General features: G+C 72.1%; 8 protein-coding genes. 6 read left to right on the top strand and 2 right to left on the bottom strand.

Going from position 1 to position 18,568, the window contains the following annotated elements; all coding sequences use genetic code 11:
* Nucleotides 1-82 precede the first annotated feature (82 nt).
* Complete coding sequence (locus IRQ30_RS10860; RefSeq protein WP_193609486.1) at nt 83-526, top strand: hypothetical protein; 444 nt, start codon at nt 83-85, stop codon at nt 524-526.
* Between the two features lie 564 nt (nt 527-1,090).
* On the opposite strand, the gene IRQ30_RS10855 is transcribed toward IRQ30_RS10860, so the two are convergent.
* Nucleotides 1,091-2,176, bottom strand: coding sequence for a thiamine pyrophosphate-dependent enzyme (locus tag IRQ30_RS10855; RefSeq protein ID WP_193612892.1), 1,086 nt, complete (start codon nt 2,174-2,176; stop codon nt 1,091-1,093).
* Nucleotides 2,173-4,143: a 2-oxoacid:acceptor oxidoreductase subunit alpha gene (locus IRQ30_RS10850; RefSeq protein ID WP_193612891.1), complete on the bottom strand. Its 1,971-nt coding sequence runs from the start codon at nt 4,141-4,143 to the stop codon at nt 2,173-2,175. Before IRQ30_RS10850 ends, IRQ30_RS10855 begins: the two co-directional genes overlap by 4 nt.
* A 282-nt stretch (nt 4,144-4,425) precedes the next feature.
* Between IRQ30_RS10850 and IRQ30_RS10845 the strand changes: the two genes are divergently transcribed.
* From IRQ30_RS10845 to IRQ30_RS10825, 5 genes are all read left to right on the top strand, one after another.
* Complete coding sequence (locus IRQ30_RS10845; RefSeq protein ID WP_193612890.1) at nt 4,426-5,466, top strand: sulfate ABC transporter substrate-binding protein; 1,041 nt, start codon at nt 4,426-4,428, stop codon at nt 5,464-5,466.
* Nucleotides 5,463-6,341 carry a sulfate ABC transporter permease subunit CysT gene (gene cysT / locus IRQ30_RS10840; protein WP_193610459.1) on the top strand — a complete coding sequence of 293 codons (879 nt, stop codon included), beginning with the start codon at nt 5,463-5,465 and terminating at the stop codon, nt 6,339-6,341. Before IRQ30_RS10845 ends, cysT begins: the two co-directional genes overlap by 4 nt.
* Nucleotides 6,334-7,143, top strand: coding sequence for a sulfate ABC transporter permease subunit (locus IRQ30_RS10835; protein WP_193610460.1), 810 nt, complete (start codon nt 6,334-6,336; stop codon nt 7,141-7,143). The genes cysT and IRQ30_RS10835 overlap by 8 nt, the downstream gene beginning before the upstream one ends.
* A 25-nt stretch (nt 7,144-7,168) precedes the next feature.
* Complete coding sequence (locus IRQ30_RS10830) at nt 7,169-8,140, top strand: sulfate/molybdate ABC transporter ATP-binding protein (RefSeq protein WP_193610461.1); 972 nt, start codon at nt 7,169-7,171, stop codon at nt 8,138-8,140.
* A gap of 214 nt (nt 8,141-8,354) precedes the next feature.
* Nucleotides 8,355-18,515: a calcium-binding protein gene (locus IRQ30_RS10825; protein WP_193612889.1), complete on the top strand. Its 10,161-nt coding sequence runs from the start codon at nt 8,355-8,357 to the stop codon at nt 18,513-18,515.
* Nucleotides 18,516-18,568: the final 53 nt, after the last annotated feature.

Here is an 18,568-nt window from a genome sequence, read left to right as displayed (position 1 = left end):
AACTCACCCCACCCGCGTGTTTGAGCGGGGGGCCGCTGGGATAGGTATAGGGGGCGCCATTCCCCATTACCTAGGAGAACCCATGCGGCCCACCCGCCTCATCACTGCCCTCATCGCCGTCCTGGTGATGCTGGGTGCATCGCTGTCCGTCGGCTCGGCCTCCGCCGCCGAGGGCGTCAGCAACAAGACCATCAGCACCAAGGGTGCCTCGGCCGAGGCTCCGGCCGCGACCGCTGCCCGTGCCAAGCCCAAGCACGACGTCCGGATCTCGAAGGCCGGCAAGATCTCCCGCAACACGTTCGTCGTGAAGGGCAAGGTCGTCACCTTCCGCGGCAAGGTCATCCTGCAGAAGGCCAACCGTCGCGGCGGCCCCTACAAGACCTACAAGAAGGACCGCACGTCGCGCACGGGCGCCTTCCGCATGACGTTCGGCGGCAAGATCGGCACGCACTTCCGCATCGCCGTGCCCAGCAACAAGCGCTACCGCAACACCAACGTCTACATCGGTCGCATCGTCCGCGCCTGATCGACACGCCACACCCGACCAGGGCCCAGCCGTTCGGCTGGGCCCTGGTCGCATTTCTGGACGGTGGGGGGGGCTGGTGTTGGCCCGCGCGCTAGCAGCCCGGGTCTCGGCGTCAAGGAGCTTCGCCCGCTTCGCGGCGGCCTTCGGCCGTCCTTGACTCCGAGCCTCTCCCGGGCTGCTGTGGCGGCGCACGGGCGGCGGCGGCTTCGCCGCGCCGCCCGCAAACAGCGCGGGCCCTGCCTATGGGTCATCAGCGTCGGCAGTTCGGGCCTGACGCCGACCTCTCCACGCTTGGCCGGCCCGATGCAGTGACCAACTGCCGACGCTGAGTGTCGGTAGACGCACCACCAGTCACACCAGCCCCACCAGTGTGGTGCCGCGCTTGCGCGGGCGGCGCGGCGAAGCCGTGTCCGCCCCGTGCGCCGTCGAGCCGGTCGAGAGAGGCTCCGGGTCAAGGACGGCCGAAGGCCGCCGCGAAGCGGGCGAAGCTCCTTGACGCGGAGACGCGACCGGCTAAGCGCGCGGCACCCCAGTCCGACCCGAAGACACAGTCAGAGGAAGCTCTCAGACCACGGTCCAGGTGTCGCCCGAGTTGATCAGGGCGTCCAGGCGCTGCTGGGGGTCGCCGGGGGCGCCCTCCTTGGCGGTGGCGATCTGGTCGCGGGCCTGGTCGTCGTAGGTGGGCCGCTCGACCTGGCGGAAGATCCCGATCGGCGACTGGTTGAGGTAGCCCGAGTCGGTGAGCCGGCTGATCGCGAACGCCGTCGACGGGTCGGGGTTGTGGGCGTCGTGGACCAGGAGCTGGTCCTCGGCGACGTCGGCCACCAGGGCGGCCTTGACGCCGCCGGTGGCGCTGTCGCGGATCAGGCCCTTGGAGCCTTCGACGCCGAAGCGGATCTGCTCGCCGTGAACCAGCGGGATGATCGCGTCGGCCTTGGTGTCGTTGCTCTTGATCGCGTCGAACGCGCCGTCGTTGAAGATCGGGCAGTTCTGGTAGATCTCGACCAGCGAGGTGCCGCGGTGGGCGGCCGCCGCCGAGAGCACGTGGGTGAGGTGCTTGCGGTCGGAGTCGATCGTGCGCGCGACGAAGGACGCCTCGGCGCCCAGCGCGAGCGAGACCGGGTTGAACGGGTGGTCGAGCGAGCCCATCGGCGTGGACTTCGTGACCTTGCCGGCCTCCGAGGTGGGGGAGTACTGGCCCTTGGTGAGGCCGTAGATCCGGTTGTTGAACAGCAGGATCGTCATGTTGACGTTGCGGCGCAGCGCGTGGATCAGGTGGTTGCCCCCGATCGACAGCGCGTCGCCGTCTCCGGTCACGACCCACACCGACAGGTCCTCGCGGGCCGTGGCGATGCCGGTGGCGATCGACGGGGCGCGCCCGTGGATCGAGTGCATGCCGTAGGTGTCGAGGTAGTAGGGGAAGCGGCTGGAGCAGCCGATCCCGGACACGAAGACGATGTTCTCCCGGCGCAGGCCGAGCTGGGGCAGGAAGCCCTGCACGGCCTTGAGCACGGCGTAGTCGCCGCAGCCGGGGCACCAGCGCACCTCCTGGTCGGAGGTGTACTCCTTGCCGGTCTGGGGCTGGTCGTTGGTCGGGACGAGCTCGACGCCCGAGCGGACGCCGGGGAAGGGGAGCTGTTCGGTGCTCACGGGGTGACCTCCGGGGTGGTCGTGGGGGGCGTCAGGTCGACCTCGATGCCCTCGGCCTCGGCGACGAGCGCGCCGATGGCGTCGGCGAGGACGGCGGCCTTGATGGGCATGCCGTTGACCTGGTTGTAGCCGATGGCGTCCACGAGGTACCGGCCGCGCAGCAGCAGCGACAGCTGGCCGAGGTTCATCTCGGGGACGAGGACCTTGTCGTAGCGCCGCAGGATCTCGCCGAGGTCCTTCGGGAACGGGTTGAGGTGGCGCAGGTGCACCTGGGCGACGTCGTAGCCGGCCTTGCGCACGCGCCGGCAGCCCGCGCCGATCGGGCCGTACGTCGAGCCCCAGCCGATGACGAGCACCTTGGCCTTGCCGCTGGGGTCGTCGACCTCGAGCGGGGGCAGCGAGTCGGCGATGCCGTCGACCTTGGCCTGCCGGATCCGGACCATGCGCTCGTGGTTGGCGGGGTCGTAGGAGATGTTGCCGTGCCCCTCGCCCTTCTCGAGACCGCCGATGCGGTGCTCGAGGCCGGGGGTGCCGGGGATCGCCCAGGGGCGGGCCAGCGTCTCCTCGTCGCGGAGGTAGGGCCAGTAGTCCCTCTCCTCCGGCGTGGCCGTGCCGTCCTCGGCCGTGCCGGCCGGGGTCACGACGTGGTTGGCCTCGGTGGCGAAGTCGGGGTCGATGCGGGGGAGGTCGTCGATCTCCGGCACGCGCCACGGCTCGGAGCCGTTGGCGAGGTAGCCGTCGGAGAGGAGCATCACCGGGGTGCGGTAGGTGACCGCGATCCGGGCGGCCTCGACGGCGGCGGCGAAGCAGTCGCCGGGCGACTGCGGCGCGACGATCGGCACCGGGGCCTCGCCGTTGCGGCCGAACATCGCCTGCAGGAGGTCGGCCTGCTCGGTCTTCGTGGGAAGCCCGGTGGACGGACCGCCGCGCTGCACGTCGATGACCAGCAGCGGGAGCTCGGTCATGACGGCCAGGCCGATCGCCTCGGACTTCAGTGCGATGCCGGGCCCGGAGGTGGTCGTCACCCCGAGGTGGCCGGCGAAGGAGGCGCCGATCGCGGCGCCCACGCCGGCGATCTCGTCCTCGGCCTGGAGCGTGGTGACGCCGAACGACTTGTGCTTCGACAGCTCGTGAAGGATGTCGGAGGCGGGGGTGATCGGGTAGGACCCGAGGAAGATCGGCAGGCCGGAGCGCACGCCCGCGGCCACCAGGCCGTAGGAGAGCGCGAGGTTGCCGGTGATGTTGCGGTAGGTGCCCGGGGAGACCTTCGCCGGCTTGATCTCGTAGGAGACCGCGAACGCCTCGGTGGTCTCGCCGAAGTTCCAGCCGGTCTTGAACGCCGTGATGTTGGCGTCGCGGATGGCGGGGACCTTGGCGAAGCGCTTGGTGAGGAACGCGATGGTCGACTCGGTGGGGCGGCCGTACATCCAGGAGAGCAGCCCCAGGGCGAACATGTTCTTCGCGCGGGCGGCGTCCTTGCGGGACAGGCCGAACTCCTTGACGGCCTCGACCGTCATCCCGGTCAGGTCGACGGGGTGGACGTGGAACTCGCTCAGCTCACCACCCGCGCCGCCTTGCTCGAGGGCGTCGAGGGGGTTCGTGTCGTAGCCGGCCTTGGTGAGGTTGCGGCCCGTGAAGTCGTGGGTGTCCACGATGATCGAGGCGCCCTTGGGCAGGTCGGCGAGGTTGGCCTTGAGGGCCGCGGGGTTCATCGCGACCAGCACGTCGGGGGCGTCGCCCGCGGTGAGGATGTCGTGGTCGGCGAAGTGCACCTGGAACGACGAGACCCCCGGCAGCGTGCCCTGGGGAGCCCGGATCTCGGCCGGGAAGTTCGGCAGCGTGACGAGGTCGTTGCCGAAGACCGCCGACTCCTGCGTGAAGCGGTCGCCCGTCAGCTGCATGCCGTCACCGGAGTCGCCCGCGAACCGGATGATCACCCGATCGAGCTGCTTGACCTGCTTGGACACTGTGCCACCTTCGACTGCCGCCGTTGACCTGAGACCTGCCCCGGCGATGCTACGCGGGGCGTCGCGAGAACTGGAACACGTTTCAGTTTCTCACGTCAGCCCTTCACGACTTCCACGATAGTCCGCCGCGCGGGGGAGCCCAGCCCGTCTCCCGGTCTGGACAGGTGAGGCGCGACACACGCGATGCATTCGCCTTTAACTCTGTAATCCGACTAGTCTGCTCGACATAACTGGATTACACGTCGCGGCGCAGCAGGCCTCGGCACGACAGAGAGAGAAACGATGAAGAAGACGATCAAGGCCGCGGTGGCCGCAGCTGCCACCGGGGTGCTGGCCTTGACCGGGTGCTCTACTTCAAACGGTAGTGACTCCGGCGAGACGATCAGCCTCAACGCGTTCTCGGTGATGGAGGCGGCCAACGAGCCCGTCTTCGAGGACTTCAAGGGCACCGACGACGGCGACGGGGTCTCGTTCACGACCTCCTACGGCGCCTCCGGCGACCAGAGCCGCGCGGTCGTGTCCGGTGCGGACGCCGACGTCGTCCACTACTCCCTGGAGACCGACGTGACCCGCCTCGTGGGCGAGGGCCTGGTCGCCGAGGACTGGAAGGACAACGCCACCAAGGGCATCGCCACCTCCTCGGTCGTCGTCTTCGTCGTGCGCAAGGGCAACCCCGACGGCATCGAGACGTGGGACGACATCGTCAAGCCCGGCGTCGAGATCATCACGCCCAACCCCGGCTCGTCCGGCTCCGCCCGCTGGAACATCCTGGCGGCCTGGGCCCACATCACCGGCAACGGCGGCAGCGAGGACGAGGCGCGGGCGTTCGTCACCCAGCTGCTCGACAACACCATCGCGCTCCCCGGCAGCGGACGCGAGGCGACCACCGCCTTCACCGACGGCTCCGGCGACGTCCTCCTCTCCTACGAGAACGAGGCCATCCTGGCCAAGCAGAGCGGCGCCGACATCGACTACGTCGTCCCGCCCGACACGCTGCTCATCGAGAACCCCGCCGCCGTCACCAAGGACGCCGACGACACCGCCCAGGCGTTCCTCGAGTTCATGACCTCGCCCGAGGCCCAGGCCGACTACGCCCAGTCGGGCTTCCGCCCGGTCGTCGACGGCGTGGAGGTCGACGAGGTGGAGGGGGCCAACGACCCCGCCGACCCGTTCCCCACCCCCGAGAAGCTGTTCACCCTGGACACCGAATTCAACGGCTGGGGCGAGGCCGCCGACAAGTTCTTCGGCGACGGTGAGGACGGCAACCCGCTGGGGATCATCACCGAGCTGCAGCAGCAGACCGGAACGGCAGACGAGGAATGACCTCCGCCCTCATCGGGGCGAGTGAAGTTGCCAGGCCGGCGTCCCCCGAGGGACGCCGGCCACGGCGCTTTCGCCGATCGACCCCCCGCAACACCCTGACCCGCGGCGCCGGCCTCGGCCTGGGCATCGCCATGATCTGGTTCAGCCTGCTGGTCCTGATCCCCCTGTCCGCGGTGATCGCCGCGGCCGGCTCCGGCGGCTGGGACCGCTACTTCTCGGTCCTCCGCAACGACCAGACCTGGGCCGCCGTCACGCTCACCGTCGGCCAGGCGGGCATCGTCACGCTCGTCAACATCGTGATCGGCACCGTCATCGCGTGGGTGCTGGTGCGCGACCAGTTCTGGGGCAAGCGGCTGCTCGACGTCATCATCGACGTGCCGTTCGCGCTGCCGACGATCGTCGCCGGGCTGGTGCTCCTCTCGCTCTACGGTCCCAACAGCCCGCTCGGGATCCACTGGGCCTTCACCGAGAACGCCGTCGCGCTCGCACTCGCGTTCGTGACGCTGCCGTTCGTCGTCCGGACCGTGCAGCCGGTCCTCGAGGAGCTCGAGGCCGACGTCGAGGAGGCCGCGGCCTCCCTGGGCGCCAGCCGGGGCACCATCCTGCGCCGGATCATCCTGCCGAGCCTCGCCCCGGCCATCGCCGCCGGCGCCGCGCTCTCCTTCGCGCGGGCGATCTCGGAGTACGGCTCGCTGGTCCTGCTCAGCGGCAACCGGCCGTTCGAGACCGAGGTCGTGTCCGTGCGGGTGCTGACGTTCATCGAGAACGGCAACAACGGCTCGGCCGCCGCCCTGGCCTCGGTGATGCTCTTCGTCGCCCTGGTCGTCATCGTGGCGCTCGACATCGTCCAGCGACGGGTGGCCCGCCGTGGTTGACGTCTCGACGCCCGTGAAGTGGCTGCTGCGACTGGTCGCCGTCGGCTACGTCTTCTTCCTCGTCGCCTGGCCGGTCGGGCTGGTCGTCCAGCACACCTTCGACGCCGGCTTCGACAACCTCACCGAGGCGCTCTCCGACGAGCAGGTCGTCGGTGCCCTGCAGCTGACGCTGATGGTCGCCGTCTGGGCCGTCGTCATCAACCTGGTCTTCGGCGTCGGCATCTCGCTGCTGCTGGTCCGCTTCGAGTTCCCCGGCAAGCGGGTGCTCTCGGCCCTGATCGACCTGCCCCTGTCGGTGTCGCCGGTCGTGGTCGGCCTGGCCCTGCTCCTCGTCTACAACGGGCGCGACGGCTGGATCGGTCCGGCGGCGGAGAGCGCGGGGTTCCAAATCATCTTCGACTCGCCGGGCATGATCATGGCGACCTGCTTCGTCGCGCTGCCGCTGATCATCCGTGAGGTGGTCCCGGTGCTGCACGAGATCGGCGACGACCAGGAGCAGGCGGCCCGCAGCCTGGGTGCCAGCACCCGGCAGACGTTCTGGCGGATCACGCTGCCGAGCATCAAGTGGGCGGTCGTCTACGGCGTCGTCCTCAGCCTCGCCCGCAGCCTGGGCGAGTTCGGCGCCGTCAAGATCGTCTCGGGCAACATCACCGGCCAGACCCAGACCGCCACGCTCGTCGTGGAGGCGAAGTACCAGAACTTCCAGCAGCAGACGGCGTACGCCACGTCGTTCCTGCTGATCCTGGTCAGCATCGCCTGCCTGGTCGTCGTCGCCTTCCTGCGCCCCAAGCGCACCCACTGACCCGCTCGACCCCGAAGGAACCACCATGAGCATCGAAGTCACCAACGTCACCAAGAAGTTCGGGGACTTCGTCGCACTCGACGACGTCTCCGTGTCCCTGCCCACCGGTCAGCTGACCGCGCTCCTCGGCCCCTCGGGCGGGGGCAAGTCGACGCTCCTGCGGATCATCGCCGGACTCGACAGCGCCGATTCCGGCACCATCAACATCGAGGGGACCGACGCCACCCGGCTGCCCGCCCAGAAGCGCGGCGTGGGCTTCGTCTTCCAGCACTACGCGGTCTTCAAGCACATGACCGTCGCGAAGAACGTCGCCTTCGGGCTCGAGATCCGCAAGCGGCCCAAGGACGAGGTGAAGCGTCGGGTGGAGGAGCTCCTCGAGCTGGTCCACCTCTCGCAGTTCTCACACCGCCTGCCCTCGCAGCTCTCGGGCGGCCAGCGCCAGCGCATGGCCCTGGCGCGGGCGCTCGCCGTGGAGCCCAAGGTGCTCCTGCTCGACGAGCCGTTCGGCGCGCTCGACGCGAAGGTCCGCAAGGAGCTGCGCGACTGGCTGCGCCGCCTGCACGACGAGGTGCACGTCACGACGGTGTTCGTGACCCACGACCAGGAGGAGGCCCTCGAGGTCGCCGACGAGATCGTGGTCATCAACGAGGGCCGCGTCGAGCAGATCGGCACGCCCGACCAGCTCTACGACGAGCCGGCGAACGACTTCGTGATGGGCTTCCTCGGCGAGGTCACCCAGCTCGGCGACGTCCGCCTGCGTCCGCACGACATCGAGGTCGCCGTGACTCCGGGGCTCGCCGGCGCCATCGAGGGCACGGCCACGCGGGTGCTGCGCGTGGGCTTCGAGGTGCGCGTCACCGTCGCCACCTCCGGCGGCGACGTGACCGTCGTGCTCACGCGCACGCACGCCCGCCAGCTGGAGCTCGTCGAGGGCACGAAGGTCTGGCTGACGGCCGCCTCGGGGGCGACGACCGTCCCCGCGATGGTCGCCGTCTGAGGCCGGCCGACGGGGGTCGTGTGCCGCAGGCCGCGCGGAGGCGCCGCGTGCGGCACACGACCCTGCCGCGACCCCGGCGCCACCCCCACCTCTCGGTGGACTAGCCCACCGTGGTTCTTTGGCTGTTCGACGATGCGGCCCCAGCGGGTGCAGTTGACTCGCGGGAGGAGTGGTGCTGAGACCTCTTCTGCCTACTGTCAGCTGAGGATCTCCCGTGTCTCGTGTGCCTGCCCCCCTCCGGAACCGACGCATCGGCGGTGCCGTCGTCACCACCACGGTCGCCGCCCTGCTGGCCTCCATGCTGTCCGGAACGGCGCCCGCCGTCGCCGCCGCTCCGGCGGACGACCCCGGTGCCTCCGCCGTCCTCCAGGGGCTGATCTCGCTCGGGGACGCGCTGGGCGCGGCGTCCGAGCAGCCGGCCCTCGCCACCGACCTGCCCCTCACCGACCAGTCCGTGCGCGACGTCCTGCAGCTGCGGACCGCGATCGGCCGGCGCGTCAACGACGCGATCGCCGGCAAGAACCCCACCCTCAGCACGCTCGACGACGTCTTCGCCTCCGACCCCACCCTCGAGCTCACGGAGACCCAGACGCTGCCCGGTGCGCCCGCGGGCAGCATCGAGTGGCTGCTCGACGTCGACCTCAAGGACGCGGTCCCGGTCGCACTCAGCTACGAGGACGAGCGGCTGACGTTCGGTGCCGCCGAGCTGGACGGCGAGCTGGCCGGTCGCCTCCAGGGCCGCATCCGGATCCGCTACGACGCGAGCGCCGAGACGCTGCGGGAGTTCTCGGTCGTCGGGGAGTCCCGGCTGACGTCCCATGTGTGGACGCGCGGCGACGACACCTCGGCCCAGACGGGCCAGGAGCTCCCGATCCCGGCCTTCCCGGCCGTCGACGGCTTCCTCGAGCTCCAGGGCGCCGGTGCCGGCACGGTCGACACCACGACCGTCCTGCGGCTGCGCGACCCCAACGGCCGTCCGGTCATCACGACGGAGGACCTGCGCTTCTCCACGCCCGCCGAGCTCTTCGCCACCGAGACCCTGCCCGGCCCGGACGACGTGGCGATCCGCGTCGACCTCACGAGCGACCTGGCCCCCGGGGCCGACGGCGCCGTCGTCGTCGGGACCCGCGACCCCGAGGCCGACCCGGCGACGCTGCCCTACGCCACGCCGACCATCAGCCGCGACGCCGGCCTCGACGAGCTGACGGCGCTCACGCGCAACCAGGCGGTCACCGGCTTCGCGCAGTACACCACCGCGATCCTGGCCGCCGAGAGCTCCGTGGACGCCGAGCTGCCGCTGCTGGACGCGACCCTCACCGACCTCTACTCGCCCGGCAACCGTCTCCTCGAGCTCCTCACCGAGCAGGCGACCGCCACGATCACCTGCGGCGCGGCCGACAGCTCGCCGCCCTCGGGCGCGCTGCGGCCCGGTCAGGTGCAGTACTGCCAGGCGACCACCAGCGGCTTCACGCCCGAGGCGGGGTCCGTCCAGTGGTCCACCCCGGACGACGGCGTCACGATCACCGGCGGCGGTGACGCGACCGTCGGCACCTCCCCGACGGCCAACGTCGCGGTCAAGGGCGGGGACGGCTTCCCGGTCCTCAAGGTCTCCTTCGTCAGCGACGGCGAGCGCCACCGCGCCCGCACGCTCATGAACTCCGTGCAGGAGCTGGGCGAGGCGGTGGGCCAGCTCGGCCTCGACGGCACGCTCAGCTACGACGCCACCAACCGCTCGCTCGAGGTGGCGGTCCAGGAGGACCGCCCGGCCGCCGACGTCACCGAGCGCCGCACCGGCGGCAGCGGCAGCCTCGCCCCGCTGACCGGCCTCACCGGCCTGTGCCAGGCCAAGACCGGCACCGTGCCGAGGGTCTGCCCGCGCACGGGTGACCGCCCCGACGGCGCCGAGTACGCCGAGCCGGAGTCCGGCCAGGCCGAGGTCACCACCACCGGCCGCGCCTTCGCCGCGACCTTCGGCATCGGGCTCGTCCCGTTCGCGCCGGCCCCGGCGCCGGGCGAGCAGGCGCCCACCGAGCCGGTGACCTACGTCAAGCCCGGCACCGACGGCCTGCTCTACCAGATCGAGGACGTGAGCGCCGAGCTCGCCGAGGACGCCGCGATGGTGGCCCGGATCGGCTTCCTCCAGGTGGACGTGGACGTCGCCGACTACGCGCTGACGACCGACGAGGTCGCGGCCCGGGTGAGCATCCCCACCGAGGACGTCGCGATCGACGGGGGCACCGTGCCGGGCGCCGTCGACATCCGTCAGCTGCTCGGCGCCGATCCCGACCAGGGCGCCGGGGACCCGGTCGACCCGGAGACGACGCGCGGCCTCACCGCCACCGCCGACCTCGTGGTCAAGGACTCGCCCCAGAAGGGCACTCCCGTCGAGCGTCCGCTGGACGTCGAGGGCACCATCGCCGCCACCTGGGCCGACCTCGCGCCCGGCCGCCTGCCGACCGTCGTGACCGGCGGCGCCTACGACCGCCTGCGCCTGCTCGACCTGGTCCCCTCCCGCCAGGGCGTCATGGGCGACGGCTCCGAGGACGACACGCTCGTCGACACCGGCGCCGACTTCTACCGCCAGTTCGGGATCGACGACCAGACCCCGGCCGGGGAGCGCACGGTCACGCGCCAGCTCTACGACCAGGACCCGAGCGACGCCGAGAACACCGTCTGCACGACGTTCGACGTCGTCGACGAGCACACCCTCACCTGCACGGCGGGCACCCTGACGGCCGACGGCTCGATGGCCCCCGGCCACCACTACGTGATCAACGGCGACCCCGAGGCGCTGCGCGACGTCCTCATCGACGACCTCGCCGCCGTGCTCACGACCTACGACAGCCCCGCCGAGTCCCTCGACAGCGAGCGCACCTTCCCGCTCGTCGACCTGGTGCCCTCCGAGGTCAGCGCCGCGCGCACCAAGCTCACCCAGATGCTCGCCGACATCCAGGCGGCGACCACCGACGAGACCCCCGACGTCGACGTGTCCACGATGCAGGCGTTCGCGGAGGCCGCCGAGACCTACCTGCCCGCCAGCACGACCACCCTCTCGCTGCCCACCGGAGGCACCCGCCTGGAGCTCACCACCACGCTGAGCACGCCGGACGTCACCAGCGTGGCACCCCTGCGGGTGACCGCCGGCTCCAGCGAGGTGCGCGTGCTCGGTGGCGGCGTCGACGACGAGGGCCTGCCCAAGCGCGTCACGGTGCCGCTCAAGACGTCCTCCAGCGCCGACGTGCGCCTCGCGGTGGACCTCTCCGACGCCACGTCCTACGTCGGCAACCAGACGAGCGTGCAGGAGACGGTGTCGGGCTTCACCGCCGGCGCGCAGGGGATGCGGGACTCCCTGGCCAACCTCCTCACCGAGTACGGCGCGACGCAGACCAGGACCGGTGCCGCCTCGGGCATCGCGATCGGGATCGGCGTCCAGGCCAGGACCGCTCCGGCCTCCTCCTCCGCCGCGTGGATCCCGATCGGGGACTTCCGCGACTCCCTGGAGCACAAGCGCTCGGTCAACGGCCCGGCGCAGACCTGCGGCGGAGGCACCGGCACCCAGATCGCCGCCTGCATCGACCTGCCCCTCGTGAGCACGGCGACGCCCAGCACGTCGCTGGCCACGGTGCGCGTCGCCCTCGGTCCCGAGGACAGCTCCGGTGGCACCGGCGCCGGTCTCGCGGCCCAGCCGCTCGCCTACCGGTTCCTCACCGACGGACTCGCCGGCCTGAGCCGCACCCTCGGCGACTCCCTGGACGGCAACCTGTCGGGCCAGAGCCTGCCGCTGGTCGGCACCGACCTGGACGCCGCCGCCGACATCCCCGACGCCGTCTCCGGCTACGTCGGCGCCGCCCGCACCGCGCTGACCAACGTGAGCGTCGCCGAGACCGCCACGGCCTCCTCGCTGGCCACCGCCCTGACCGCGGCGCTCAACGGCGTCACCGTGACCGGTCTGACCCTGCCCGACACCACGGTGACCGTCAGCTGCGGAGGGAGCGCGTGCGCGTCCAGCGCCCTGGTGTCCAGCGTGACCGCCGTCAACGCGCCCCTGGTGGTCCAGGGCAGCACCAGCGACGACGTCGGCTTCGAGCCCGGGCTCGCCGGCATCGCCATCTCCACCAACCTGGAGATCCCCGCGACCACCAGCTGGGAGCTGAAGGTCAGCGTCGGGATCGAGCGCGGCACCGGCCCCTACGTCGTCCTCGACCCCGAGGACGGGGAGGACGCCGTCTCCGTGCTGACCGCCCAGGTCGAGGCCGCACTGCCCGACTACGCGGCCGACACCTGCCACGACTGGGACCGCTCCGGCAAGTGGGAGCAGAAGCAGAGCGCCGCCGTCGCCTCGGTGGTGGTGGCCAGCAAGTCGCCCGCCGCCACCTGCATCGACGCGTTCGTGGGCAAGCTGCCCTCGGTCCTGGTCGACCGCGTGGCCGCCGCCGGTGAGGGCACCGGCCTCGACGCCGAGCTCACGGTCAACCTGACGCCCGGGGACGCGGCGGACTCCGAGCACCGCGTCTACCTGCCGGCGCTCTACGACCGCAAGCTGGGCTTCGCGACCGAGGCCGAGGGTGAGGGCCGCCTGGCGGTCTACTTCGAGTCCTACGCCTCCAAGCTCGGGTTCTTCGACGTCCTGGGCGCCATCGACCTGTCCTGGTCCGACGGCGAGTTCGCGACGGCCGGCCTGGAGTTCGACCAGCTCCAGATCGACGCCCGCACCGTCTACCAGGCGCTCGACACCGGCTACTCCAAGGCCCGCAAGTGGCTCGCGCCGCTCAACCCCGTGGTCGACGTGCTCGCCAAGCCGATCCCGGTCATCAGCGACCTGTCCGAGCTCGTCGGCGGCGGTGAGGTGTCGCTGATGTCGATCCTCGTCAAGCAGAACGCCGCGGTCGGCATGATCGCCAACCTGCTGCAGTTCCAGCAGCTGCTCGCCCGCCTGCCCGGCGCCGGCACCGAGGCCGAGCTGGTCTCGCTCGGCGCCGGCGTGCCCGGCGCCTTCCACCTGCCCGCCGCCCAGCTCGGCGCCGGCTCGTGCACGAAGGTGGTCGCCAAGGCCGCCGCCGGCACCGCCACGCCGACGCCCACGCCGACGCCGGGCACGCCCGCCGCGCCGAAGCCCGCCAAGCCGCCGTGCGACGAGGCCAGCCTCTCCGACATCAAGAAGGCGCGTGCCGCGAGCGCCGCCGCCACCCCGGTCGCTGCGACGGCCCCGGGCGGCACGCCCGGCACCCCCGCCCCGGCGCCCGCCGGCAAGAACGTCAAGAAGGAGATGTCCAAGGACGTCTACTTCAGTCTGCCGAGCATCACGGTGCCGGTCCTCGAGGACTCCACGCAGGTCTACGACCTGCTCCTCGACGCCGGCGACGCGACGATGCTGTACGTCGACCTGGGTCACGCGGGCGCCTCGGCGTCGCTCGTGCGCAAGTTCGGCCCCTTCGCCATCGGCCCCGTGCCGGTCGTCGCGTCCATCGGCGGCACCGTCGGGCTCGACGGCCGCTTCGCCTTCGGGTTCGACACCAAGGGCCTGACCCGCACCATCGAGGCGGCCGAGCCCGGCGACGTGCGCGGGCTCCCGGAGTCCTCGCAGAGCCAGGTCTTCAGCGACGGCTTCTACATCGACGACCTCGAGGACGGTGAGGACGTCCCGGAGATCCAGCTGACCTTCACCGTCCAGGCCGGTGCCTCGATCAGCATCGGGTTCGCCGAGGCGGGCATCAGGGGCGGCGTCACGCTCGACCTCTCCCTCGACGCCTTCGACCCCGACAACGACGGCAAGATCTACTCCACGGAGTTCGCCGGGTCCGCGAGCGGACCGGACTGCGCCTTCAACGTGTCGTCGGGCATCGTGTTCTTCCTGACGTTCTACTTCTCGGTCGACCTCTTCCTCTTCAGCATCGAGAAGGAGTTCGACATCGTCCGCAGCCCCCGGCTGAAGCTGTTCGAGTTCAACTGCGCCACCGTCGAGCCGAAGCTCGCGGTCAAGGTGGGCGACGACCTCCGGCTGACCATGGGCTCGCACGTCGGCTCCCGCGGCGCCTACCCGCTCACGACCGACGAGCAGTACACCGTGCGCCAGATGGCGGCCACGGACGCCAACGGGGACACCAAGGTCCAGGTCAGCGCCTTCAACCTGGTGCAGGACTACGTCGTGCCGCGGAACGGGCGGATCCTTGCGGACGGCCTCGAGGGCAAGGACGCCGTGCGGCTCTACCCCGGACAGCTCCTGACGGTGTCCGGCGACACCACCACGCTCCAGGAGATCCCGTTCACCCTCCCCGCCGTCGTCAACGGCGGCGAGGGTGACGACACCATCGTCACCGCCGACGGCGGCGACGACGTCCAGGGCGGCGGCGGCAACGACTCGATCGACGTCGGCGCGGGCGCGGACCCGGTCGTCAACGGCGGCCCCGGCAACGACCTGATCGACGGCGGCAAGGGTCGCGACATCGTCTCCGGCGGCGTCGGGGACGACCACGTCAGCGGCGGCCCCGGCGGCGACCAGGTCAACGGCGACGCCGGCGACGACGTGATCGACGGGGGCGTGGGCGCGCTGCCCACGATGATCTTCCCCTCGCGTCGCGCCGAGGTGATCGGCCCGCTCCTGGACGCCGGTGACCTGCTGGTCGGCGGCGACGGCTCCGACCAGGTCGGAGGTGGCGACGGCTCCGACGTCGCCGTCGGTGGCACCTACGACACCTCCGCGACCACCTGGGAGAGCACCCAGACGACCGAGGTCTACGGCGTCAACGAGGCCAACGTCATGGACACCGTGTCCGTGACGGTCGAGACCGTGACGGTCCCCACCCTGGACGCCGCACGCACGTCGTGCGCCGCGACGGGTGGCGCGACCCCGGAGGGACGCGACGAGGTGACGGGCGGCCCCGACCGCGACTACGTCATCGGCGGCGCGGGAGCCGACCAGCTCTCCGGCGGCGCCGGTGCCGACCTCGTCTGCGGACGCGGCGGCGACGACGTGCTGGACGGCGACGGCAGCGACGTCGTCGAGTCGCTGCAGGGCGTCGACGAGATCCGCGGCGGACCCGGACGCGACCGGATGCAGGGCGACGGCAGGAACGACGACCTGCACGGTGACGCGGGCGACGACCTCGCGCGCGGCGGCGAGGGTGACGACACCATCGCCGGCGGCGAGGGCCGCGACCTCCTGGTCGGCGAGAACGGCGCGGACACCCTCGTGGGCGACGACGCCGGCAGCACCGAGGCCGCCATCGAGTCGGCGCGCGCCATCACGTGCGGCCCGACGACGAGCGTGGTCAACGGCATGGTCGACCTCAACGGCGACCTCAACGGCGACGGCCTCGACGACGGTCAGCTCGAGGGCCTGGAGGTGGCGGACGGACTGGTGCGCGACTCGGCCGGCGCCAGCTACACGGGCATCCTGAACGGCCTGGTCGTGGCGCAGGGCAAGATCGACCTCGACGGCAACGGCACCATCCAGGTGCGCAGCGGCGCACGCACCGGGGACACCGGGGTCGCCGACCTGGCGAGCCTGACCGGCGCGGTCGGCAACGGCGACTGCCTGCTCGGCGGCGAGGGCGTCGACCCCCGCCTCGACGGCCAGCTCGGTGGCGACTACGTCGACGCCGGTGTGGGCGACGAGCGCAACGTGCACGGCGGTCCCGGCCCGGACCTGGTCCGCGGCGGCGACGGCGCCGACACGGTGCACGGCGACGCCGGCGACGACCTCGTCGTCGGTGACGCCCAGGCCGACGTGCTCTTCGGCGACGGCGGCGACGACACCGTCCGCGGTGGGTCGGACAACGACCTCCTCGCCGGGGGCGGCGACACCGCCGGCGCCGACGACGGCGCCGACGAGCTGCTCGGCGACGGCGGCGACGACGTCCTCGCCGGAGGCAACGCGACCCTCTCGCGCACCCCGCTCGCCGGCACGGCGGTCGCGGGTGTCGGGGTGACGCTCCTGGCCACGACCGCGTCCGGCACGGACGACGTCGCCTACGGCGGCTACGGCGCGGACTGGGTCTTCGGCCAGAACGGCGACGACCGCGTCTACGGCGGTCCCGACGCCGACGTCGTGGAGGGCGGTCCCGGCTCCGACCGGGTGCAGGGCGACGACGGTGCCGACCTGCTGGTCGGCGGGTCCTCGACGACGGGTGCGGTGACGCTCACGCGCTCGGCCCCCGACGCCCCCGACGGCAACGACGAGGTCGTGGGCGACGAGGGTGTCGACGACAAGGACGCCAGCGACGTCATGGCCGGCGACAACGCCCGCCTGAACCCGACGACGACGACCGGGCCGGCACGTGCCCGGTGGACGCGCATCAGGCCCGCGGTCGAGGTGGTCCTCTTCGACCTCACCACCACGGCGCCCCCCGCCGGGGCCTCGAGCGCCGGCGACACCATGCGCGGCGGCGGCGCCGACGACCTGATCCTGGGTCAGGGCGGCGACGACGACATCGAGGGCGGCGACGGCGCCGACGGCATCGAGGGCGGCGCCGACGGCGACCTCATCCACGGCAACGTCGGCAACGACGAGCTGCTGGGCGGGTCCTGGACGGCCGGCTCCTACGACGGCGGCGCCGGCGACACGGTCGAGGGCGACGAGGGCGACGACCTGGTCCTCGGCGACAACGGCACGCCGGTCACCGACGGGTCGCCGCACGTGCGGCTCCTGGACGCTCCGGCGCCCGGCGCCGTGGCCCCGGCCTCGACGTTCGGCTCCGACACCCTCGGGGGAGGCCCGGGCGACGACCGGGTCTTCGGCCAGGGCGGCAACGACACCGCCCGCGGCGGCGAGGGCCAGGACGTGGTCGAGGGCGACGCCGGCGCCGACATCCTCTGGGGTGACGGCGGCAGCGACACCCTGACCGGTGGCAGCTCCTCCAACGACGGCGTGATCAGCCCGACCCGGGTGGCCGACGGTCAGCGCGACGGCAACGACCAGGTGCACGGCGGCCTGGGCGAGGACGTCATGGCCGGCGACAACGCGCGCCTCGACCCGACGCTCACGGCGCGGGCCGACGGCACCCTGCTGCGCTCGGTGCAGCTCTTCGACGTGGTCACCTCGGCCAAGCCCGCGGCCGCGGGCACGGGCGGACCCGACGTGATGACCGGCGACGACGGGCGCGACCTGGCCTTCGGCCAGGCCGGCAACGACCGCGTCGCGGGCGGCACGGGCGACGACTACCTCGAGGGCAACGTCGGCGACGACACCCTCGGCGGCGACGCCGGCGAGGACGACCTGGTGGGAGGCGGCTCCGTCGCCACCGGCGCCGTCATCACGGTCAACGGCGCCAGCACCGTGGACCGGCTGCTCACCCCGGTGACGGGGACGGGCGACCGCTCCGCGGCCGGCCTGGTCGACGGCAACGACGCCCTCACCGGCGGCGACGCACGCGACGTGCTGCTCGGCGACAACGGGCGGATCACCCGCGACGGGCCCAACACCACGCTCGCGGGCGGCGCGTCCGGCCCGCACGTGGTGCGCCAGGTGGCCATGGCCGACGAGCGCCCGGGCGTGTGGTCGGGCAGCGACCGGCTGCTGGGCGGGCAGGGCGACGACGACCTCTACGGCCAGTTCGACAACACCCGCACGGCGCGGCCCAAGCAGCCCTTCCTGGGCCAGCAGGTCCAGGGCGACATCCTCGACGGCGGCGACGGCGACGACGCCCTCGTCGGCGACCAGGGCGTCGACGTGCCGACCCCGGCGGCCGCGCTCGGCGCGGTCGACCGCACCGTGTCGGACAGCGCGGGCTTCATCAAGGAGCTCGTGCGCCCGGCCGGCACGCTGGTCCGCGTGGTCACGCAGACCCAGCCCACGCTGGGCGGCGACGACGTCGTCCTCGGCTCGGCGGGTGCCGACTCGGTGCACAGCGGTGCCGGCAACGACGTCACCAACGCGGGCGTGGGCGACGACGTGGTCTTCGCCGGCGACGGCGCGGACGCGCTGTGGGGCGGCGTCGGTCACGACCGGCTGTTCGGCGGGGCCGGCAGCGACGTGCTGGACATCAAGCGGCGTACGCAGGACGCGAAGGTGTGGCAGCTCGTGGCGCCGGTCGAGGACACCGACCGCCGCCGACGCACCCTCAACGGCGTCGACGTGCTGTTCGGCGGCGCCGGCCCGGACGCGTTCCAGGCCGACCAGGGCGACGAGGGTGGCCCCCGACGGGTGCAGGGTGACCGGCTCATCGACTGGCGGGGCACGATCAACTTCTACAAGCTCTGCGAGTCGGGCTTCGGTCTCGGCAAGGTGCAGAACCTGCCCACCGCGTCGATGACCTCGGCGCTGCGCCAGCTGGCCCTGGCCGGCGGGTCCGTGGGCTCGGCCGAGCTCTCGATCCCGGGCGACGAGCGGGTGACGGCGTACCCCAACCAGGGGAGCTTCGTCTGCGAGACCAGCTGAGACCGGCTGGACCCGGCGGCCGTGTGGCAGCCGGGTCCAGCGGGCTCAGCGGG

This window comes from Nocardioides lijunqiniae, from assembly GCF_015024225.1.
GTDB lineage: Bacteria > Actinomycetota > Actinomycetes > Propionibacteriales > Nocardioidaceae > Nocardioides > Nocardioides lijunqiniae.
The sequence above is the reverse complement of the archived record's forward strand: the minus strand, read 5'-3'. Positions and strand labels throughout refer to the sequence as shown.

Bases quoted from the DNA above. Each gene is read 5' to 3' on its own strand.
- cysT (WP_193610459.1), top strand. From the start codon at position 5,463: ATGACCTCCGCCCTCATCGGGGCGAGTGAAGTTGCCAGGCCGGCGTCC.
- IRQ30_RS10830 (WP_193610461.1), top strand. From the start codon at position 7,169: ATGAGCATCGAAGTCACCAACGTCACCAAGAAGTTCGGGGACTTCGTC.
- IRQ30_RS10845 (WP_193612890.1), top strand. From the start codon at position 4,426: ATGAAGAAGACGATCAAGGCCGCGGTGGCCGCAGCTGCCACCGGGGTG.
- IRQ30_RS10860 (WP_193609486.1), top strand. From the start codon at position 83: ATGCGGCCCACCCGCCTCATCACTGCCCTCATCGCCGTCCTGGTGATG.